This window comes from Bilifractor sp. LCP19S3_H10 (genome assembly GCF_052119185.1).
In the GTDB taxonomy this organism is placed as follows: domain Bacteria; phylum Bacillota; class Clostridia; order Lachnospirales; family Lachnospiraceae; genus Bilifractor.
Genome location: NZ_JBQKFT010000025.1, coordinates 1 through 21,387, shown reverse-complemented (window position 1 = coordinate 21,387; position 21,387 = coordinate 1). Strand labels below are relative to the sequence as shown.

Genomic DNA, 21,387 nt, shown 5'->3' with positions numbered 1-21,387 from the left:
CTTATGCGTTTTGTGGTGCAAAGTATTGTACAGAGTTACGCGATCAGCGCATGCCCCAGAACCTCTTCCATCCGGCTGACATAGATAATCTCCAGGCCTTCCGTGATCTCCGCGTCCATTTCCATTACATCCGGCTTGTTCTCCGCCGGCACAAGCACTGTACGGATGCCGGCTTTTTTGGCCGCAAGCAGTTTTTCCTTCAGTCCCCCGATCGGCAGCACCCTTCCACGAAGCGTGATCTCTCCGGTCATCGCCAGATCTGCGCGGACCGGTCTCTTAGTAATTGCCGAAAGCATGGCGGTCGCCATCGTAATCCCGGCGGACGGTCCGTCCTTCGGCACAGCTCCTTCCGGTATGTGGATATGGATATCATTTCCGGTGAAAAAATCATCCGGAATCTGATATTGTGACGAGACTGACCGGATATAGCTGATCCCCGTCCGGGCGGACTCCTTCATGACATCCCCGAGTTGCCCCGTGAGAAGGAATTCTCCTTTGCCGGGCATGACATTCACCTCGATCTCAAGTGTATCTCCGCCGACACTCGTCCACGCAAGGCCGCGGACGATTCCGATTTCCGGTTTGGGATTCGCCATATTCACGGTGAACTTACCCCTTCCAAGAAAATCCTCAAGGTTCTCTTTTGTAACCGTAACGGATTTTACATCATCTTCCTGGATCCGGAGTGCCGTCTTGCGGCAGATATGACCGATCTGTCGTTCCAGGGAACGCACTCCCGCCTCCTTTGTGTACCTGGATATGATTTCATCCAGCGCCTCATCCTCAATCACAAGCTGCCCCTTCTTCAGGCCATTGGCTTCAATCTGCTTCGGTATGAGATGCTCGCGTGCAATATGCTTTTTCTCATTTTCCGTATAGCTGTTGATCTCGATAAGCTCCATGCGGTCGAGAAGCGGCCTCGGAATCGTCTGAACATCGTTTGCCGTTGCAATGAAAAGAACCTGCGAGAGATCGATGGGCACCTCCACGTAATGATCGGAAAAATGGCTGTTCTCCTCCGGATCAAGCACTTCCAGGAGTGCGGAAGCGATATCCCCCTTGTAGTCACTGCTTGTCTTGTCGATCTCATCCAGAAGCATCAGAGGATTTTTCACGCCGGCATGGTGGAGTCCCTCCGCGATTCTTCCCGGCATTGCTCCGATGTAGGTTCTTCTATGTCCGCGGATCTCCGCCTCATCTCTGACTCCTCCCAGACTGATCCGCACAAAAACCTTATTTAGTGCCTTTGCAATAGACTTCGCAATGGATGTCTTTCCGGTTCCGGGAGGTCCGACCAGACAAAGGATCGGAGCGTCCGCCTTTTTTGTGACAAGCCGGACAGCCAGATATTCCAGTATCCGCTCCTTAACTTTCTCGAGACCGTAATGGTCCTCCTCCAGAATCTGTCTTGCCTTCTTCAGGTCACGGTTGTCCCGGGACATTTTGTTCCACGGAAGGCCGAGCAGCGTCTCGATGTATCCCCGGATCACTCCTCCCTCCGAAGGATTGCCGGCTGTATTCTCAAAGCGGCGGATTTCATTGCGGAGAGTGTCCTTCACCTCCTTAGGTGCCTTCAGCTCCTCGCACTGACGCTTAAATTTTGCAATCTCTGTCTGTGTATTGTCATCTCCGAGTTCTTCCCGGATTTCTTTCAGCTGTTCCCGGAGTACATACTCTCTCTGGTTCTTATCAAGTCTCTGCTTTACCTTTTCCTGCAGCTCATACCGGATCCTTTCAACCGATGCCTCACGGGCAAGTGTTTCACAGAGTACATCATAGCGTTCCTGCAGCCCGATGGCGTTGAGCAGCCGCTGCTGCTTCTCCGAAGGGACCGGCAGATTGATGCTGATCTGATCCACCAGCTTTTCAAGCTGATCAATATCCAGGATTCTGATCAGCAGCTCCCTCGAAAGGTTTCTTCCTCCCGCGGAATAGATGCTGACAAGTTCTTTCAGATTCCGGACCATCGCCTCCCGGCGGTCATCATCAATTGTCGGTGTGCTGTCGTCCGTAAATACGGATATCCTCGAGCGGAGAAACTTATCGGTAGACTCAAAATCGAGCAGCTCCGCCCGGTCAATGCCCTCCACGGTGACTTGTATCATGTCGCGCGGAAGCCGCGCAATCTTTCTTATCTCGGAAACCGTCCCGATCCGGTAAAGATCATCAAGCGTCGGTTCCGCCACCTCAAGCTTTCTCTGCGTCACCAGAAAAAGCCGGTTATCTTCCGCCATCGCTTCTTCAATGGCATGTATGCTTTTTTCACGATTTACATCAAAATGCACTACCATGCCCGGAAGGACGGTTACACCCCTCAGAGCAACGGTCGGGAGCACATATTCTGTATCATTCATCTGCGCGTGTGATTCCTTTCCATAACGGTACTGCGCGTCTTAAGCGCATCAGGCCGGCCGCATACGCTTGGAAGAACGGGCATTTTTTGCTTTCATCTGTCTTCTCGGAACGGGCTTTGGCTCGCCGTGAACGATGATCGGGCTGCCTTTTCCTTCTACGGCATCCCTGGTGATCTCACAGGACCGGATGGTATTGTCCGACGGTGTCTCGTACATGACATCCATCATTGTCTTTTCCATGATCGCGCGAAGACCGCGCGCGCCGGTCTTGCGGCGCATAGCCTCCTGTGCCATCGCGGTAAGCGCGTCGTCATCAAAGGTCAGATCCACCCCGTCCAGCTCGAGCAGCTTGACATACTGCTTTACAAGAGAGTTCTTCGGCTCCTTCAGGATGTGGACCAGGGCATCCTCGTCCAATCCATTCAGCGTCACCACAACGGGTACACGTCCGACAAGCTCCGGAATCAGACCAAACTTCACCAGATCCTCCGGCATTACCTCACGCAGGATCGCACCCATATCTTCCTTCTGCCGGACTCCGAGATCTGCGCCGAATCCCAGGCTCTTTGTGTCCTTTCTGGCCTCGATGATCTTCTCCAGTCCCTCGAAGGCTCCTCCACAGATGAAAAGGATATTTGTCGTATCGATCTGCAGAAACTCCTGGTGCGGATGCTTTCTTCCGCCCTGCGGCGGGACATTTGCAACAGTTCCCTCGACGATTTTCAGAAGCGCCTGCTGTACACCCTCACCTGAAACATCCCTTGTAATAGAAGGATTCTCGGATTTTCTGGTGATCTTGTCGATCTCATCGATGTAGATGATACCGTGCTCCGCCCGCTCAATATCGTAATCCGCGGCCTGAATGAGCTTCAGGAGAATATTCTCGACATCCTCACCCACATACCCGGCTTCTGTCAGCGTGGTTGCGTCAGCAATTGCAAAGGGAACATTCAGCATTCTGGCGAGTGTCTGTGCCAGAAGGGTCTTGCCGGAACCTGTGGGTCCCAGCATCAGGATATTGCTTTTCTGAAGCTCCACATCGCTTTCCTGCTGCGAAAGGATTCTCTTATAATGGTTGTACACAGCAACAGACAGTACCTTTTTGGCCTCGTCCTGCCCGATTACATAATCATCCAGAAACTCCTTGATCTCCACCGGCTTCATCAGATTAATCTCACTGCCTGCCGGCGAAGGAGTGTGGAACTGCTCATCGATGATTTCCGAGCAGATACCGATGCACTCATCACAGATATACGCCCCGCCCGGACCGGCAATCAGCTTGCGGACCTGGTCCTCTGTCTTTCCGCAGAAGGAGCATCTGATCTTCGGTTCATTTCCTTTATTTGCCAAATCTTCTACCTCTTTCTTTTATTTCCCAATATACACATGAAGGGCATCCCGAAATCGGATCAAAATCAACCCATTTCTGAACACCCTCACATGCACTTACCGATTTGTAATTACGTTATCAATCAGACCGTATGCCTTTGCTTCCTCGGCTGTCATATAGTTGTCCAGCTCTGTGTCATGCTGAACCTTTTCCAGCGGCTGTCCCGTATTCTGGGACAGAATCTCATTCATACGTCTCTTTATCTTCAGAATCTGCTCGGCTACGATCTCAATATCCGTTGCCTTGCCCTGAGCACCGCCTGACGGCTGATGGATCATGATCTCCGCATTTGGAAGAGCAAGTCTCTTGCCCTTTGTACCGCCGGCGAGCAGAAATGCTCCCATGCTAGCGGCCATTCCGAGACAAATCGTCGATACATCGCATTTAATATACTGCATGGTGTCGTAAATCGCCATTCCGGCAGTTACGGAGCCACCCGGGCTGTTGATATACAGATGGATGTCCTTTCCCGGATCCTCGGATTCCAGGAACAGCATCTGCGCAACAATCAGGTTTGCAGAAACATCGGAAACCTCTTCCCCAAGAAAAATGATTCTGTCCTTCAGCAGTCTGGAATAGATGTCGTAACTTCTCTCTCCTCTTCCCGTCTGCTCAATAACATATGGAACTAACGGCATGTATTATTCCTCTTCTTTCTTCTCCTCAGCCGGTGCTGCTTCCTCTTCCTTCTTCTCTACCTCAACGGCATTGTCAGCAATCAGATCTGCAGCCTTCTGAACGGCGAGTTCTTTGCGGATGCTCTCCTTCTGCTCGTCATCGATGAGCTTGGAGATATCCTCAACCTTCATGTTGTAGGCTTTCGCCATATTCTCAATTTCCTTATTCACATCCTCATCGGTCACTTCGATCTTCTCGGTCTCCGCGATCTTCTCGAGAACCAGCTCATTTCTGATCTGAATCTCTGCCTGAGGCTTTACCTGCGCGCGCATCTGGTTTACATCCGCGCCGGTATACTTCATGTACTGCTCCAGAGACATTCCCTGTGCCTGCAGTCTTCTCGCAAAATTCTGAACCATCTCATCGGCACGGGTGTCAAGCATTGCCTCCGGGATCTCGATGGTGGCATTGGAAGCCGCCTTGGATACTCCATTGTCCTTTCTGGCCTGCTTTGCTTCTTTTTCCTTGCGCTCTGTGATCTGCTTTTTGAGATCTGCCTTGTACTCATCCAGAGTATCAAACTCGGAGTGATCCTGCGCATATTCGTCATTCAGCTCATCCAGCTCGGTGCGTACGATTTTCTTGACCGTGCAGGTGAACTCTGCGTCCTTGCCCTTCAGATCCTCTGCATGGTAATCTTCAGGGAATGTAACCTTTACTACTCTGGTCTCGCCGGTTTTTGCGCCGATGAGCTGATCCTCAAATCCCGGAATAAAGGTATTGGAGCCGAGCTTCAAAGTCTGATCCTTTGCTGTGCCGCCGTCAAAGGCAACGCCGTCAACGGTTCCCGCATAATCCAGAGTAAGGACATCATCCTTTGCCGCTTCCTGATCATCCTCAAGGGTAACCTCGCGGGCATTCTTCTTCTGATCAGCCTCAAGTTCCTTCTCAACTTCCTCATCTGTTACGGAAGTATCGGTCTTCGGAACCTCGACACCCTTGTACTCGCCGAGAACAACATCAGGCTTTACCGCTACCTCAGCGGTGAAGATGAAATCCTTGCCCTTCTCGATCTGTGTAACGTCGATCTTCGGCTGTGATACGATATCAAGTCCGCTCTCCTTCGCAGCGTCAGCATATGCGGAAGGAAGGATTGAATTTGCCGCGTCTTCATAGAAAACTCCCGGACCATACATCTTTTCGATCATCTGTCTCGGAACTTTTCCCTTACGGAATCCGGGAATGCTGATATTCTTTTTCTGTTTCTGATATGCATTCTGCATTGCTTTCTCGAATTCCTCAGCGGATACTTCGATGGTGAGCTTTGCCATGCTCTTCTCCAGGTTTTCTACTTTGACGCTCATTCTTGTCAAATCCTCCTTATATGAATAAAAATTCTCTCGGCATTCATAGCTTATTAAAGCATCAGCCCCGACGGCAAACCTTCCGGTATGCCAAAAAGGCTGAATAATAGCGCATTTCCATGGCTACGCAGCCATTTAGTGAGTATATCATAAACAATTTTAAAACGCAAGAATTGCTTGCAAATCCGCCGGGTGCCGTAATTGCCTGCGAATCCGCCGGTTGCTGCTTTCATTCCCTTCAGTTGTTCTTCAAGGACACAAATCTACTTCAGACGGATCATATCCAACGAATTTTCCTTCACAACAACGTATCTGTGCTTCCCTATAGAAAAAATTTCCTGCGGAGTACCGTTGTAGCTTCCGTTGAATTTTTCCACGCCGTACATATTGAAGACGCAGATCTTTGCTCCATTGTACAGACTGATTTCATCTCCGGTAAATTCAACAGAGCGGTAGGCGAAATTAAATTCCCTGTCCAGCAGCTGCCTGCCGGCGGTATTGTAAACGAGGAGATCGAAATCCCCGGAGTCTGCGGCGTTTACAATCATCCCGATTCTGGTGGCGTCGTGAAAAACGCTCTGTATCTTCTGATCAGTGGAAACCGTTGCCGTCTCTTTGACAGAACTTTCGCCGCCGTACACAGAGAAGCCATCCGACCGGAACGCGACACAAGTCTGGGAATCCAGATATTCCAGCTGCGGTATGATCACATTGCTGTACTGAAAGTCGGCGATACGGTTGTCCATCTGATTCTGACCGGCACTGCCGAAATTATAGAACCGCACAATGGACTTCTGACCGGAGCTGTCATAGCTCAGATATGACACGGCAATGTTCTGACCGTCGTCGGAGAGTGCTATGTCAAGAGGGAATCCCGGATTGTCCATAGAGGTTTTGATCGTGGCAATCTTCGCGCCCTTTTTATCATAATATTCCACATAGGCATTGCTGCTGTCCTGCATCAGAGCGGCTACAGCCCCGGTTTCACACACTTTGGCGCGGACAATCGGGAGACTGGTTGACATCGTTCCAATTTCCCCGGACGCGTCACAGACCACAATATTTGTCCCGTCCCTGTCATACACGGCCATGATATCGCCGCACAGAGCCACTTCCGGATCGTTCATTGAATAACTGACGTCCCACAGGGCTGTCCCGGACCGACTGATCAGAGAGGCTCCGTCCGTACTGTACCGCAGAATATTGTCTCCCGCGCTGCAGTAAGAGGCGGACATGGTATCTTCCTGCTTTCTGGAATCCACCACCTCATAGCCCCTGTACTTCCAGTAAACAGTACCGAAGATTGCGCCCAGCGCAGACACGACAACCACTGCCACAATGATAATAACTGCAGCAAGTCCGGCAGGAATCCAGATAACATGTTCCTCCTGCCGCGTATTATCCCCGGCACCGCCCGCTTCCTCTGTTTCATCCGATTCTCCGGAAAGTACAGATTCTTCAGAGAGCCTGCGTGCTTTTTCCTGCTCCGCTATCTTTTTGGTACGGATCCGGATTTTCGGGAAGCGAAAATGAAAATGGAATCCCCTGCTTACGGGTTCTTCGTCTTCATCAAAGAATCCCTCATCTTCTGAAAGCAACTCGTCTTCTGAAAACTGCTCATCTTCTGGAAATGACATATCTTCTGAAATCGGTTCATCCTCATCAGCAGATCTGTCTTCTCTGCCAGATCTTTCTGAACTTTCGCCCGGGGTTTTTCCCCGTCCGTTCTTCTTCAGAATATCCGACGTTTTCTTCTCCGGATCATCTGCAGGTTTTCCTGTCTCGTTCTCCGGATGATCACCCTGATTTTCTCCCGGTTGTTCCGGTGCGCTGTTCTCACGAATGTCTGCATTCTTCTCCACAGATCTGTCTGTGGAATTTTCTTCCGGTTCATCCGGAGTTTTCTCTTTCGGAATGTCCGGAGATTTCTCTGCCGGTCTGCCCGTGGCTTTCTCTTCCGGCTTCTCCGGAGAGTTCTCATCCGGCCTCTCCGGGATTTTCCCTACCGGTCCTTCCGGGGTTTTCTCTTCCGGCTTCTCCGGAGAGTTCTCATCCGGCCTCTCCGGGATTTTCCCTGCCGGTCCTTCCGGGGTTTTCTCTTCCGGTCTTTCCAGGGTTTTCTTCTCCGAAATATCGGGTGTCTTCTGCGGGCTTTCTGGTGTCTTCTGCGGGCTTTCTTTCGAAGTCACATCCGCAGAATTGCTGTCCGGTTGTTTCGGGATTTCCCTCTCCTCTCCGGTTGTATTTTTCACTTCTTCACTCATTCACAGCCTTTCATCCGTTCTCCGGCCAACAATCTCCGGTCTTCCTTTTCTCAAAGCTACGCGCGGGTACTGCCGGGACAATCTTCCTGCGTGCGCCGGTCAGCTCGTCCTCCGCATCAGACCCACGTGCCGGTAATGCCGGGACAATCTTCCTGCGTGCGCCGGTCAGCTCATCCTCCGCATCAAAGCCACGCGCGGATCTGGCTATATAAACCTTCCCCGTCGAGACGGTACTTGTGGAGAAGCTCCACAGCCGGTCCGGACTCGCCGAATACGTCGTTGACTCCGATCCGGAGCACCGGAACCGGTGCCTTCGCGGAAAGTGCCTCGCAGACCGCTCCGCCGAGTCCTCCGATCACAGAGTGTTCCTCCACGGTGACAACCCGCCCGGTCTTATTCGCGGACGCAAGGATCAGCTCCTCATCCAGCGGCTTGATCGTGTGAATGTTGATCACCTCGGCATCGATGCCATCCGCCGCAAGCTTCTGTGCGGCCTCAAGCGCCGACTGCACCTCCAGTCCTGTCGCAACGATGGTCACATCCTTTCCCTCACGAAGGGTGATGCCTTTTCCGATTTCAAACCGGTAGTCCGGTCTGTCATTGATCACCGGAACCGCCAGACGTCCGAACCGCAGATATACCGGTCCCTTGTACGCATATGCTGCCTCGACGGCCGCCCGTGCCTCGATGTCGTCCGACGGAACGATGACGGTCATTCCCGGGATCACGCGCATCAGCGCGATATCCTCCAGGCACTGGTGGGACGCTCCGTCTTCTCCGACAGAAATTCCAGCGTGTGTCGCGCCGATCTTTACATTCAGGTGGGGGTAGCCGATGGAGTTTCTGACCTGCTCGTACGCGCGTCCCGCCGCGAACATGGCAAAGCTGCTCGCGAACGGAACCATTCCCGCAGCGGCAAGTCCCGCCGCAACGGCCATCATGTTGCCCTCGGCAATTCCGCAGTCAATATGGCGCTCCGGGAAAGCCTTCTTAAAAATTCCTGTCTTGGTCGCTCCCGCAAGATCCGCGTCCAGAACCACCAGGTCGTCGTGCTTCTTTCCGAGCTCCACCAGAGCGTTTCCGTAGCTCTCCCGGGTGGCGATTTTTTTTACTTCTGACATAATGCTTCACCTGCTTTCTTCAGTTCTTCCATTGCCTGCGCGTACTCCTCGTCATTCGGTGCCTTGCCGTGCCAGCCGCAGTTGTTCTCCATATAGGAGACACCTTTTCCTTTCACGGTTCTGCAGATGATCGCCGTCGGCATGCCCTTGATCTGTGCTGCCTCGCGGAAAGCGGCGCGGAGCTGATCAAAGTCGTTTCCGTCCGCCACGGAGATGACGTGAAAACGGAAGGATTCAAACTTCCGGTCGAGTGGAAGAGGTGAATTGACCTCCTCCAGGGTTCCGTCGATCTGGAGATTGTTGTAGTCCACAATTACAGTCAGGTTGTCCAGCTTCTTATCGCCCGCGAACATCGCGGCCTCCCAGACCTCGCCCTCCTCGCACTCACCATCTCCGAGCAGTGTGTATACATGATAGCTTTCTCCGGACAGCTTCGCTGCGAGTGCCATTCCGCAGGCGACAGAAACGCCCTGTCCGAGCGATCCCGTGGACATGTCCACACCTGGAGTGTCGTTCATGTTCGGATGTCCCTGCAGATAGGAACCCACATGGCGGAGGGTGACGAGATCCTCCTTCGGGAAGTAGCCCCTTTCCGCCAGAACGGAGTACAGCCCCGGCGCGCAGTGGCCTTTGGAGAGCACAAAGCGGTCACGGTCCGGCTTCTTCGGATCGTGCGGATCAATGTTCTTCAGCTCCTCAAAATACAGATAGGTAAAAATATCCGCCGCTCCGAGAGACCCGCCCGGATGGCCGGATTTCGCGGAATGTACGGCGGTTACGATGTCCTGGCGGACTTCATTTGCAATTTTCTGTAATTCCAGATTTTCCATTTTTACTCCTGTTCCTGTAGAATTGCCTTGGCGCGAAACGCCGTGCAATCCGTAGATTCTACCGTGTACGGTACAGTATCATACCTTTTTTTCGTATTTGATACAGTATCGTACCATTCTTTCCTGTGCGGTGCAGTATAGCGCCGTTCTTTCCTATGCGGTGCAGTATCGTACCGGTTATTACACTGTTGAAAGGGGTACGATTTCAAAGTCTCATCAGAGCTCCGTCCGGCCTTCCAGGGCCCTCAGAAGCGTAACCTCATCGATATATTCCAGGTCGCCCCCGACCGGAACACCGCTTGCGATCCTCGTCGTCCGTATTCCCGTCGGCTTGATCAGCTTGCTGATATACATTGCGGTCGTCTCTCCCTCCAGCGAGGAATTAGTCGCAATGATGACCTCATCAACGTCCCCCTGGAGCCGCTGCATCAGTTCCTTCAGCCGTATGTCCTCCGGACCGATCCCGAGCATCGGGGAAATTGCTCCCTGAAGCACATGGTAAACGCCGGTGTATTTCTGCGTTTTCTCATACGCCGCGAGGTCTCTGGTATTTTCGACCACCATAATCTGCCGGTGGTTGCGGTTCGGATCCGCGCAGATCGGGCAGAGCTCCTGATCGGTCAGATTGCCGCAGATCCTGCAGTAATGTACCTTCTCCTTCGCATTGATGATCGAGCCTGACAGCTCCTTCACCTGGTCCTCCGGCATATTGATGATGTAGAATGCGAGTCTCTGCGCGGACTTCGGCCCGATGCCCGGCAGCCTTCCCAGCTGTTCAATCAGCTTTGAAATATTTTCGCTGTAATACGCCATTAAAAGCCAAGACCTCCGAGGCCGCTCATGCCTCCGGTGATGCTTCCCATCTGCTCAGCCTGCGCAGTCTCTACCTGACGCAGGGCTTCGTTCGTCGCAGCGACGATCAGATCTTCCAGCATCTCCACGTCCTCGGGATCAACCGCCTCCGGGTCAATCTCAACCTTTGTTACCTCTCTTTTTCCGGTAACCGTTACCTTGACCGCTCCGCCTCCCGCAGCAGAGGTAAACTCTCTGGTTTCCATCTCCTTAGCCTGTTCCTCAAGCTTGCGCTGCATCCGCTGTGCCTGCTTCATCAGATTATTCATGTTTCCGGGCATTCCGCCCTGAAATCCGCCTCTCTTACTCATAGGAGCCTCCTTCATAATCGTACGGTTCCTCACCGTCGTCATCGTCTTCCTCTTCGATCGGGATACCCTGGATCTCTGCCTCCAGCATCTCCTCAACCGGGATATCCGTCAGTTTCTTTTCACCGCCTTCATCCGGCGCGACGGCCTCAATTTCAACCTCCCTGCCGGTCAGCTCACGAATGACCGCCTTCAGCTCTTCCTTGCGGGACTCGTCATTTACCTGCGTGCGGCTGATATCATCTTCCATGGACAGATACAGCACGTTGCTGCCGCTGGCGCTGTCATATTTGGGAACCGCCTTCTCCAGGTAGGCATGCAGAGGTTCACGGGTCATTCCCGCGATTTTTTTCCATTCTGCCCGGATCCGTCGCAGATCTTCCGGCGCGGCCCTGACAGCGGCAGGTTTTTCCGGATGTTCCGGGTTTGTCCCTCTCCCAGGCATATTCGCCGCTTCCCCGGCGGAACCAGCGGGAGCTGCCTGTACAAATGTCCCGCCTTCCAGTTTTTTCTCCAGCTGACGAATCCGGTCCAGCACACCGGACAGATCCGTATCCATCTGCGGCCTGCAGAGCCGGATCAGAGCAGTTTCCGTCAGGATCTGCTTCTGTGCGGCAAAACGAAGCTGATTGCTCAGGTCTGACAATATACGAATGTACCGCATCAGACCGTTGCTGTCAATCATTGTGCTTTCCTCTTTCAGCTGCCTGAGATTCTCCGCGGAAACATCAAGAACATCCTCCAGATCATCGGAATTCTGCACCAGCATCAGGTTTCGCAGATACCATGTGAAGTCTGTCACCAGCTGCCCCATCTCCTTGCCGTTGCGGACCATCTCATTGAGAATCCGGATGGCTCCCGAAGCGTCGCCATCAATAACCCTTCGCAGAAGTCTGCTGAATACCTCTGTGTCGACCGTTCCCAGCACATCGAGAACTTTTTCATAGGTAAGCTTTTCTCCGAGATAAAAAGCGATGCACTGATCCAGCAGACTCAGGGCGTCTCGCATAGAGCCGTCCGCAGCTTTCGCCACATAGCGGATGGCTTTTTCCTCCGCCTCTACACCCTCTTTTTGCAGAAGCTCCTGCAGTCTGGACGCAATCGTGTCGATCGTAATGCGGTGGAAATTATATCTCTGACACCTGGAAAGAATTGTAACCGGGATCTTGTTGACCTCTGTCGTAGCAAGAATAAAAATCACATATTCCGGCGGCTCCTCCAGTGTCTTCAGCAGAGCGTTAAAGGCACCGGTGGAAAGCATGTGCACCTCGTCTATGATGTAAACCTTGTATCTGCCCCTTGTTGGCCGGTACTGAACCTCCTCACGGATTTCCCGGATATTATCCACGCCGTTATTGGAAGCCGCGTCTATCTCAATCACATTGCCCGAGGTTCCGTTCAAAATCTCCCTGCAGGTTTCGCACGCATTGCACGGACTTCCGTCCTCCCGCGGGGATTCGCAGTTTACCGCCCTCGCGAGAATTTTTGCGACGGTTGTCTTGCCGGTACCACGGGTTCCGCAGAACAGGTAGGCATGACCAATTCTCCCTGCCTTCAGCTGGTTCTTTAATGTCGTGACGATATGATCCTGACCCTTTACCTCATCGAAGGTAGTCGGCCGGAACTTTCGATACAGAGCAGTATAGCTCATTCAAATACTCCTTAAATACCTGTTGCACACTTCGGTCGAAACGATAAATTGCTCCCGTCGGAGCGGCATCTCTGCCGGCCCGCCAGCGGGAGCATTTTCCTTTTTCTATTCTCTGTGATTGCCGCGCATCAGTCTTCGAACGAGATTCCAATTCGCTTCGCGCCGCTGATTTCCGGATTGCCGCGCATCAGTCTCCGAACGAAATTCCAATTCGCTTCGCGTCGCTGATTTCCTGGCATGACGGATCAACCGTCTTAAGCTTGCCTGCAACATCCTCAAGCGGTATCTTCTTGATCTTTCCGTTGACGAGCGCAACCATATAACCGTACTGTCTTTCAAGGATCAGCTTGGCTGCCTCAGATCCGATTCTTGTGGAAAGAATTCGGTCGTACGCGCAGGGGCTTCCTCCTCTCTGCATATGACCGGGAACCGTCACCCGGATTTCCATGCCGGTCTCCTTGAAGATATCATCAGCGATCTTATAAGAAATCGACGGGAACTGTTTCGCGATCTCCGCCATTTTCTTCTTGGCTTCCTTCTTTGGAAGCGCGGCGATCTCTTTTGGAATCGCTCCTTCGGCAACCGCAAGGATGGTGAATCCGCTTCCGCGCATCTTCCGCTTGTTGATCGCATCGATGATCTTGCTGATGTCGTAAGGGATTTCCGGGATCAGAATCACATCCGCGCCGCTGGCAATTCCTGCGTAAAGAGTCAGCCAGCCTACCTTATGCCCCATCACTTCTACAATGAAAACCCTGTTGTGAGAAGATGCCGTCGTATGAATGCAGTCAATCGCGTTTGTCGCGATGTCCACCGCACTGTAAAAACCGAAGGTCATATCCGTTCCGTAGATGTCGTTATCAATCGTTTTCGGAAGATGAATGATGTTCAAGCCTTCTTCACGGAGAAGATTTGCTGTCTTCTGGGTTCCGTTTCCGCCGAGAATCACCAGGCAGTCGAGGCGAAGCTTATAATAGTTCTGCTTCATGGCTTCCACCTTGTCGAGGCCATTCTCATCCGGCTCTCTCATCAGTTTAAACGGCTGACGGGATGTGCCGAGAATTGTACCGCCTCGGGTAAGGATACCAGAAAAATCGTGATCCGTCAGCATCCGGTAATCGCCGTAGATGAGACCCTTGTATCCATTCATAAAACCATAGACTTCCAGCTCATCCAGATTATTCGCAAGGCCCTTAACTACGCCCCGCATAGTAGCATTCAGAGCCTGACAGTCGCCTCCGCTTGTCAACATACCAATTCTCATCATACTTTTGTCCTTTCCTGAGTGCAATCGACTCGCTTCATGCCTCACCGTTTTGCTTCCCTTATTATAAAATAAATCCCTTTCTCACACAAGAATAGTTTCTGTTGGTCTGCAACCGGCAAACCTACGTGTTGGACTGCAACTGGCAAAGCCCCGTTGACTTTTGTACGCAAAGACGTTATACTTCACATTATCCGCGCAACCGGGGAAGCAGCGGCTCCCTGTACCTGCAATCCGCTATAGCAGGGGTGATGCTGAACAGAGGCCTTAGTCCTTTCGTGGCTGCCTTCTGTAAGTGACGATGACGTCCGGGTCTTACGCAACGGAAATCTGTGAACCGTGTCAGGGCAGGAATGCAGCAGCACTAAGCAGAACCTTTCGTGTGACGTAGGGTCGCCTGGGCCGAGTTAACTGCAGAAGTAACGCATGTGGGGGACGGATCGACGGGATGCGCGCGGTATTTCTATTTTTCCGGCACCTGATTCCGACCGCCAAATTTCTCCCTCTTTAGATCTGCTTTTTGTCCCGCAGCTGATATCTGTCGCGTATGTAGTCCCGAACGTCCAGCAGAGATGACATTTTCTGAAGATACATGCCGTCGACCGCAGCAGTATTTTTCTGCAGGTCCGGTACCATGATCACCGGTGTTCCCGCTGCGACCCCGGCCTTCACGCCATTGACAGAATCCTCCAGAACCAGTGTTTCCTCCGGCTTCATTCCGAGCTTCTGACACGAAAGCCGGTAAATGAATGGGTCCGGCTTCGCGGCTCTGACCATGTCACCGCAGATCACGGAACAAAAAACGTTCGGTGTCCGGGTGACCGCCAGGTTCAGGTACGTATGTCCGCTGCTTGATCCGGTGGCAAGCACCATCGGAATTTTTTCATTCGAGAGGAACTGAAGCAATTCAAAGAGACCTGTCTGAACCGGAATTCCCTCGGTCAGCTTTTTTCGTGTCACGATGGCCTTGTATTTTTTCTCAAACTTCTCATACGGAAAATCCATTCCGAATTTTCCATGAAAATACTCGACCCGCAATGCCCGGTTCATACCCATTGTATGAAAAATCTCATCCCCGAGCGGATGTCCGACAATATCCGGTCCGACAATGTCCCATGCTTCCCGGATCATCTGCTCCGTCCGATACATAAGACCATCCATGTCAAAAATAACGGCATGCGGCCACGGCCTTCTCTGTATGATTTTTGATTCGATCTCCTTCCAGCTCAACGGATTCTCATCCTCCCCGCCCTGAAAACTACATGCCCTGACGATTGTCAAAGATCTCCAGTGTCCTGCAGATCTCGTTCTCGTAATCTCCGGTCACTTCCTCCATATGCCCCGCGTGCATAAGGTTGGTCTCCGCCCCGCAGCTGCCGTCATCATTCCGGAATTCCCAGATATGATAGGACAGCCCGCGGTCGATGAAATCAATACTGCCTACACCGTCATCCTCCGCATATGTAAACGGATATTCCTTTTCCCTTAAAAGCTTCTGAATCTTCTCCAGTCTCATGACAATCTGTTATTCTCCCGTCGCGCTGCCGTGTGCGAAAAATATCATCTGTTTTTCCTGTCACACTACCGTCTCGTGCTGAAATACCATCTGTTTCTTCAGCTCTCTCGCACTGTTTTCCCCGTTCAGGATCCGCACGAGCTCAAATGCGAAATCAAAGGCAGCCCCGGGACCGTGACCGGTGGTAACATTATCGTCCGTAACAACCGGCACATCCTGATATTCTGCTCCGGTCAGAGTGTCTTCCATCCCGGGATATACCGTAGCCTTTCTGCTTTCCAGAAATCCCATCTTTCCAAAGATCGACGGTGCTGCGCAGATCGCTGCGATATGACTGCCGGAGATATACGCGCTGTTCAGGATCTGCGCAAGTTCATGGTTTTCCGCAAGGTTCTTTGTACCTTCGCCTCCGCCGGGGAGAACGTACAGATCACCATCCTCGCACTTTACCTCCTGAATCAGACGGTCCGCCTCAAGATAGATTTTGTGAGAACCCCTGATCCATTTTCTGCCCATGACAGAGACCGTAATCACTTCATTTCCTGCTCTTCTGAGAACATCAACCGGTGTCATGGCCTCGACCTCCTCGAGACCGTCCGCAAGAAATACATATACCTTAGCCATAGTCTTATCCTTTCTGAGTCATTCTTTCTGAGTTATTATTTCTGAATTATTCTTTATTATTCTTTCTGAAACTTTCCCGTATTCTGACGCCCGTACGCGGAGCACGTTCGCTTGTCGATCTGCCGTCCTCCCACACATAATCCCGGAGCACATTTGTTTATTGATATCATGTCCTGCCGCACTGTATCCCGGAAACCACAATAATTTTTCATGGTGCGAACCGGACATTGTGCACTCCTGCGTGCGAGACTTCAGATTGGGTTATAATTTTCCTGCCTTGTCAATGCAGGCCAGCGTAGCTTCTATTACCGCACTTCGAAATCCCTTCTCTTCCAGCACACGAACCGCCTCGATCGTCGTCCCACCCGGAGAGCACACCATATCCTTCAGCTCACCCGGATGCTTTCCGGTTTCAAGAACCATCTTCGCACTTCCAAGCAGCGTCTGCGCCGCGAACTCATATGCCTGTTTCCTCGGCATTCCATCGTGTACAGCAGCATCCGCCAGTGCTTCTATAAAGAGGAACGCATAGGCCGGAGAACTTCCGCTCACTCCGGTAACGATATCCATCATATTTTCCTTCACAATCTCACAGCGCCCGAAGCTTTCGAAAATCTCCCGCACAACCTTGAGATCCTCATCGGTCACAGAATCATCGGGACAGAGCGCTGTCATGCCCTCGCCTACGAGAGCAGGCGTGTTCGGCATGGTTCTCACAATTTTGATCGGTCTTCCGAAAGTCTCCCTCAGCCATTGCAGCGTCTTGCCCGGCGCAAGCGTTACCACAATTGTATCTTCACGCACATGATCCGCAATCTCACGGACCACCTCCTCCATGTATACAGGCTTCACCGCAAGAACAAGGACGTCTGAAAATTCCGCGACTTCGATGTTGTTCTGCGTCGCCGCGATGGAAAACTGTTTTTCCGCTTTTTCTACCGTTTCTCTGCTCTTTGCCGATGCCATGATATTCCCGGCAGGCACAAGCTTCTTCTTCAGAATTCCTCCGATCATCGCGCCTGCCATATTTCCGCAGCCGATAAATCCGATTTTAATATCCATCCTGATACCTCTTTTCTGTCGCAATTCCGACTTTCCTGTATCCGACCGTTTCAATAGTGATTCAGCAGAATCTCTGCTGCCCGAACCGGTGTTTCTTCATCTCAGACGCCCTCTCCGTCAAATGAAGGAATGAAGCTCTCCTCCGCAGTACCGCCCTCCTGAATAAACGCATTCTCAACGCCAAGCTCCAGCGCATAATCAATAAGCGCGTCGTATTCTCTCCGTGTTACCTTTCTGCTGATCTCCGGATACCTGTCCCGAATCCTCTCAAAGGGCGTGTACTGATTCATCAGGCTGAGCCATACTCTGTCTCCATAGTTTGTCCAGACATATTCTACCACCTTCTTTGAGTTTCGGACATGTCCGGGAAGCAGAAGATTTCTTACGATGATCCCCCTTTTCATCAGACCATCCTCGGAAAAAACAGATTCCGGACACTGTCTGTACATCTCCGCCAGTGATCGGGCCGCCCATTCCGGATAATCTTCCGCTCCGGAATACTTCTTTGCCAGATCGGCCTCCATATATTTAAAATCTGTCAGATAGATGTCGATGATACCATCCAGAAGCCGCAGTGTCCCGGGATCTTCATATCCTCCGCAGTTGCACACAAACGGAATCTTAAGTCCCATTTTCCGTGCCCTATCTGCCGCAAGGACAATCTGCGGCACATACTGCGTCGGTGTCACCAGGTTGATATTATTGGCTTTCTTGTCCTGGAGCTCCAGAAAGATTTCGGCCAGCCTGTCGACCGTGATTTTCTTCCCCGTCCTCGCGTGCGCAATCTCGTAATTCTGACAATAAACACACTTCAAAGAGCATCCGGAGAAAAAAACTGTTCCCGATCCATTTGCGGTCCCGTTCTCCTTACTCCCGGAGATACAGGGTTCCTCCCAGAAATGCAGTGCGGCTCTTGTCACATACAAATCGGCGGGCACACCGCAGACTCCCGTTTTTCCGTTCTCCCGATCCGCTCCGCATCGTCTCGGACAGATCCGGCACGACTTCATGTATTGTGAAAGAAACGCCGATTCCTCATTGATTTTTTTCTGATCATGCATATGTAAATACACTTATATCCCTAACACTCAAATAAACTGATGTCTCTATTTTAACGAGATAAAACACGCTGCGCGAGTTTTATCTCGCTATCGCGACGCTCGCCGCACACGAATACTTCGCATTCAGCTGCGGCTCACTGTTCGCGTAAATGAAATCCTGCAGGCTTTTATGTAATCCTGCAGGCATCGAATTCTTTTTTAGGACACCTTTACTCCAGAGAATCCGGCCCGAAGCTTTCCGGAAGTAATTCGCCAAGTGAAAAACAACGCATTCCCTTTTCTGTATCCTCAAGTATGATCTTAAACTCCGGCCTGCAGAACTCTCTCATTACCTGACGGCAGATACCGCATGGCGGGCAGTAATGAAAGGATTTCGCAGAGTCTTCTCCTCCTGTGATTGCAATCGCAACAAATTCCAACTCTCCTTCGGATATTGCTCTGGCAAAAGCAGTCCGTTCCGCACAGATTCCGGCTCCAAAGGAAGCATTTTCAATATTGCATCCGCGATATATCCGCCCGCTTTTCCCTAGAAGCGCCGCTCCTACCCGGAACTTTGAGTATGGAGCATACGCGTTTCCCCGGGCAAGATAAGCTTCCCTGATCAGATTCTGTTCACCTGTCATTTCTTCTCCTCCGTCTGCGATTAGTGTAACGATATTCTGCACAGTATAGGATCCGATATGGGCATTTCCAACGAGATAAAACACGCTGTGCGAGTTTTATCTCGTTATCGCGACGCTCGCCGCACACGAATACTTCGCATTCGGCTGCGGCTCACTGTTCGCGTAAATCAGAATCCCTGCTTCCTTGCTACTGCGTACTCATCTCCATTGCGATAGTAGGGGCAGTCCGCATGTTCATCCTGCATCAGTCTTGAGAAATCATCCTCGTCCATATTGATATCGCACAGGTACTCCCCAAAGTCTTCATCATAGATAAGATACGCACACGTATCACAGCTTCCCTTCCATCCCATTCTTTTACTCCTCTGATCGCATGATTATGTAATTGCCCGGCCAGATGGCGGACAACAGGCAAAAAACGAGATAAAACACGCTGCGCGAGTTTTATCTCGCTATCGCGACGCTCGCCGCACACGAATACTTCGCATTCGGCTGCGGCTCACTGTTCGCGTAAATCAAAGACCGGCTCCATTTGTCCGGATCACATCGTTGTACCAATATGCCGAATCCTTCTTTATCCGCTCCTGCGTATTATAATTCACATAAACAAGTCCAAACCGTTCTGAGTAACCTTGAGCCCATTCAAAATTATCCATCAGTGACCACAGAAAATATCCCCGCAGATCAATCTCATCCGCCGCCCGTTTCAATTCATGCAGATAACGCGTCAGAAAATCTATGCGGTTCGGATCATGCACTCTGCCGTCGACTGAAACCACGTCATGACACGACATGCCATTTTCGGTGATGTATATGGGTTTCTTGTATCTCTCATAAAGGAACTTCGGTCCCCAGTACAGACATTCCGGTGTGACCGGCCAGTTTGACGCTGTTCTTGGATACCCGGGGATTCTTTCCACCTCCTCCGGCTTTCCATCGGCTCCCCTACGAAAAGCCCTGCCGTTATAGATATTCTGTCCATAGACGTCGATCGGCTCGGAAATCAGCCTCAAATCTGCGTCTGTAATCCGCGGCAGATATTTCTCATATCTTATGATCCCTTCTTCCGGATAGTGTCCCAGCAGAACAGGATCTGACCACCATGTCACGTTCCAGGTCCAGTTGGAATCATCATCCTGCAGGGAAAAATATTTTTCTCTTGCTGCCTCAACATCTTCAGTTTTTTCACTCGCCGGATAAATGACTCCGCTTGTCGGCGCATATCCGATAATCAGCGGCTGTTTAGCGTACTGTCGCAGCGCCTGAACCGCGCGTCCATGAGCGCGAAGCGCATTATGAGCCATCTCAAAGGTATCGCGCAGCGGACATTTCAGTCCCGGCGCGTGAACTCCATTCAGATATCCCAGTCCCACAAAACACTGCGGCTCGTTCAGGGTGAAGAAATGTGTCACTCTGTCGCTGAACCTTTCCGTGATCAGCCGCGCGTAATTTCCAAACCATTCCGCGATGTCCCGATTCAGCCAGCCGCCCTTTTTATACAGCTCATAGGGCAGTTCCCAATGGAATAAAGTAACATATGGTTCAATGCCATTTTTCAGGAGTTCATCAATCAGATCGCTGTAAAACCGGATGCCCTCCTCATTTACCCGCCCGGTTCCCTCGGGCAGCACACGGGACCAGTCGATCGAGAAACGATATGCCTTCAACCCGATCTCTTTCATGATCTTCACATCCTCGCGAAAGCGATGATAATGATCACAGGCCGTGTCACCCGTGTGGCCATCAAATATTCTTCCCGGTTCCTTCGTAAATACATCCCATACATTCATTCCTTTTCCAGTACCACTGGAGCCGCCTTCAATCTGATACGCACTGGTCGCAGCTCCCCAAACAAAATCCCTCGAAAATCCCATATCTGACTCCTAATATCTAAAATATCATTGATCCATACCCGACATGCATAAGTTCCTGCATCACTTCGCTGGTCTGCAGTTTATACTGTGTACGGCGTAAGCACAATATACCGCATGAATATTCACCCGGTCATCAACTTTATGCCTTCTGATACAAAATTATACATGATTCTGCTCCAAATGTACAAGTCTCCACAGCTTATACCGTATGTGTGCCCTGCTTGCAGGGCATGACGTTTTACATTCCCTGTCCGAAACCCATACCCCCCATGTATGACAAAAAAGCCCGTAAATATTACATTTACGGGCTCTACCAAGCTCCCCCTGGTGGACTCGAACCGCCGACATCATGATTAACAGTCATGCGCTCTACCGACTGAGCTAAGGAGGAATATTTCATTTCCTTATTATGAGAAGGTACATACCTTCAAAACTGAACACACAAACTCTTCCCGGGAATCCGTCTCCGGATCCCCTCTTTCCGTTCCAACTTATGCTTCAGGTCAAACCCTCGACCGATTAGTAACAGTCAGCTCCATGCCTTACGGCACTTCCACCTCTGCCCTATCAACCTTATCGTCTTTAAGGGGTCTTACTTCTTTCGAATGGGA

General features: G+C 51.4%; 20 protein-coding genes, 1 tRNA gene, 1 rRNA gene and 1 other RNA gene. 1 reads left to right on the top strand and 22 read right to left on the bottom strand.

All coding sequences use genetic code 11. From position 1 onward, the window contains the following. Positions 1 to 35: 35 nt before the first annotated feature. The 12 genes from lon to ACTQZS_RS13790 form a co-directional block, all read right to left on the bottom strand. Positions 36 to 2,354: an endopeptidase La gene (gene lon, locus ACTQZS_RS13845; protein ID WP_441476327.1), complete on the bottom strand. Its 2,319-nt coding sequence runs from the start codon at positions 2,352 to 2,354 to the stop codon at positions 36 to 38. Between the two features lie 48 nt (positions 2,355 to 2,402). After that, on the bottom strand, positions 2,403 to 3,704 hold the full coding sequence (gene clpX / locus ACTQZS_RS13840) for an ATP-dependent Clp protease ATP-binding subunit ClpX (RefSeq protein WP_441476326.1): 1,302 nt from the start codon (positions 3,702 to 3,704) through the stop codon (positions 2,403 to 2,405). Between the two features lie 96 nt (positions 3,705 to 3,800). Further along, positions 3,801 to 4,382: an ATP-dependent Clp endopeptidase proteolytic subunit ClpP gene (clpP, locus tag ACTQZS_RS13835; protein WP_441101380.1), complete on the bottom strand. Its 582-nt coding sequence runs from the start codon at positions 4,380 to 4,382 to the stop codon at positions 3,801 to 3,803. A gap of 3 nt (positions 4,383 to 4,385) precedes the next feature. Beyond that, positions 4,386 to 5,726 (bottom strand): trigger factor, encoded by a 1,341-nt coding sequence (tig, locus tag ACTQZS_RS13830; protein ID WP_441476325.1) that lies wholly within the window; start codon positions 5,724 to 5,726, stop codon positions 4,386 to 4,388. A 53-nt stretch (positions 5,727 to 5,779) separates the two neighbouring features. Continuing rightward, positions 5,780 to 5,959, bottom strand: coding sequence for a hypothetical protein (locus tag ACTQZS_RS13825; protein WP_441476324.1), 180 nt, complete (start codon positions 5,957 to 5,959; stop codon positions 5,780 to 5,782). Between the two features lie 30 nt (positions 5,960 to 5,989). Next, positions 5,990 to 7,990, bottom strand: a complete 2,001-nt coding sequence (locus tag ACTQZS_RS13820) for a DUF5711 family protein (protein WP_441476323.1) — start codon at positions 7,988 to 7,990, stop codon at positions 5,990 to 5,992. 182 nt (positions 7,991 to 8,172) lie between these two features. Further along, positions 8,173 to 9,111, bottom strand: a complete 939-nt coding sequence (locus ACTQZS_RS13815) for a transketolase family protein (RefSeq protein WP_441476322.1) — start codon at positions 9,109 to 9,111, stop codon at positions 8,173 to 8,175. Further along, positions 9,099 to 9,941 (bottom strand): transketolase, encoded by an 843-nt coding sequence (locus ACTQZS_RS13810; protein ID WP_441476321.1) that lies wholly within the window; start codon positions 9,939 to 9,941, stop codon positions 9,099 to 9,101. Before ACTQZS_RS13810 ends, ACTQZS_RS13815 begins: the two co-directional genes overlap by 13 nt. 216 nt (positions 9,942 to 10,157) lie before the next feature. Further along, a complete protein-coding gene (recR, locus tag ACTQZS_RS13805) occupies positions 10,158 to 10,754 on the bottom strand; it encodes a recombination mediator RecR (protein ID WP_441101375.1) in 597 nt (198 codons plus the stop codon). After that, the gene (locus ACTQZS_RS13800; RefSeq protein WP_441476320.1) at positions 10,754 to 11,104 is read right to left on the bottom strand and encodes a YbaB/EbfC family nucleoid-associated protein; all 351 of its coding nucleotides are present in this window, start codon (positions 11,102 to 11,104) and stop codon (positions 10,754 to 10,756) included. Before ACTQZS_RS13800 ends, recR begins: the two co-directional genes overlap by 1 nt. Continuing rightward, the gene (gene dnaX / locus ACTQZS_RS13795) at positions 11,097 to 12,752 is read right to left on the bottom strand and encodes a DNA polymerase III subunit gamma/tau (RefSeq protein ID WP_441476319.1); all 1,656 of its coding nucleotides are present in this window, start codon (positions 12,750 to 12,752) and stop codon (positions 11,097 to 11,099) included. Before dnaX ends, ACTQZS_RS13800 begins: the two co-directional genes overlap by 8 nt. 187 nt (positions 12,753 to 12,939) lie before the next feature. Further along, positions 12,940 to 14,019 (bottom strand): 6-phosphofructokinase, encoded by a 1,080-nt coding sequence (locus tag ACTQZS_RS13790; RefSeq protein WP_441476318.1) that lies wholly within the window; start codon positions 14,017 to 14,019, stop codon positions 12,940 to 12,942. 191 nt (positions 14,020 to 14,210) lie between these two features. On the opposite strand from ACTQZS_RS13790, the gene ffs reads away from it, so the two are divergent. Then, an RNA gene (ffs, locus tag ACTQZS_RS13785) (signal recognition particle sRNA large type) lies at positions 14,211 to 14,474 on the top strand. 49 nt (positions 14,475 to 14,523) lie between these two features. Here ffs and ACTQZS_RS13780 read toward each other — a convergent pair. From ACTQZS_RS13780 to ACTQZS_RS13735, 10 genes are all read right to left on the bottom strand, one after another. Then, entirely contained in the window at positions 14,524 to 15,246 is a 723-nt protein-coding gene (locus tag ACTQZS_RS13780; protein ID WP_441476317.1) for an HAD family hydrolase, read from the bottom strand. Positions 15,247 to 15,274: 28 nt separating this feature from the next. Beyond that, positions 15,275 to 15,532, bottom strand: a complete 258-nt coding sequence (locus ACTQZS_RS13775; protein ID WP_441101370.1) for a kinase — start codon at positions 15,530 to 15,532, stop codon at positions 15,275 to 15,277. A 60-nt stretch (positions 15,533 to 15,592) separates the two neighbouring features. After that, complete coding sequence (locus ACTQZS_RS13770; protein WP_441476316.1) at positions 15,593 to 16,156, bottom strand: DJ-1 family glyoxalase III; 564 nt, start codon at positions 16,154 to 16,156, stop codon at positions 15,593 to 15,595. 261 nt (positions 16,157 to 16,417) lie between these two features. Further along, the gene (gene proC / locus ACTQZS_RS13765) at positions 16,418 to 17,218 is read right to left on the bottom strand and encodes a pyrroline-5-carboxylate reductase (RefSeq protein WP_441476315.1); all 801 of its coding nucleotides are present in this window, start codon (positions 17,216 to 17,218) and stop codon (positions 16,418 to 16,420) included. A 101-nt stretch (positions 17,219 to 17,319) separates the two neighbouring features. Continuing rightward, a complete protein-coding gene (locus ACTQZS_RS13760; protein WP_441476314.1) occupies positions 17,320 to 18,279 on the bottom strand; it encodes a radical SAM protein in 960 nt (319 codons plus the stop codon). Between the two features lie 209 nt (positions 18,280 to 18,488). Further along, complete coding sequence (locus ACTQZS_RS13755) at positions 18,489 to 18,902, bottom strand: cytidine deaminase (RefSeq protein ID WP_441476313.1); 414 nt, start codon at positions 18,900 to 18,902, stop codon at positions 18,489 to 18,491. Positions 18,903 to 19,069: 167 nt separating this feature from the next. Next, a complete protein-coding gene (locus ACTQZS_RS13750; RefSeq protein ID WP_441101365.1) occupies positions 19,070 to 19,255 on the bottom strand; it encodes a DUF6472 family protein in 186 nt (61 codons plus the stop codon). A 162-nt stretch (positions 19,256 to 19,417) separates the two neighbouring features. Continuing rightward, positions 19,418 to 20,776 carry a GH1 family beta-glucosidase gene (locus tag ACTQZS_RS13745; RefSeq protein WP_441476312.1) on the bottom strand — a complete coding sequence of 453 codons (1,359 nt, stop codon included), beginning with the start codon at positions 20,774 to 20,776 and terminating at the stop codon, positions 19,418 to 19,420. A 318-nt stretch (positions 20,777 to 21,094) separates the two neighbouring features. Continuing rightward, positions 21,095 to 21,167, bottom strand: a tRNA-Asn gene (locus tag ACTQZS_RS13740). Positions 21,168 to 21,275: 108 nt separating this feature from the next. Further along, a 23S ribosomal RNA gene (locus ACTQZS_RS13735) occupies positions 21,276 to 21,387 on the bottom strand; the annotation flags it as partial.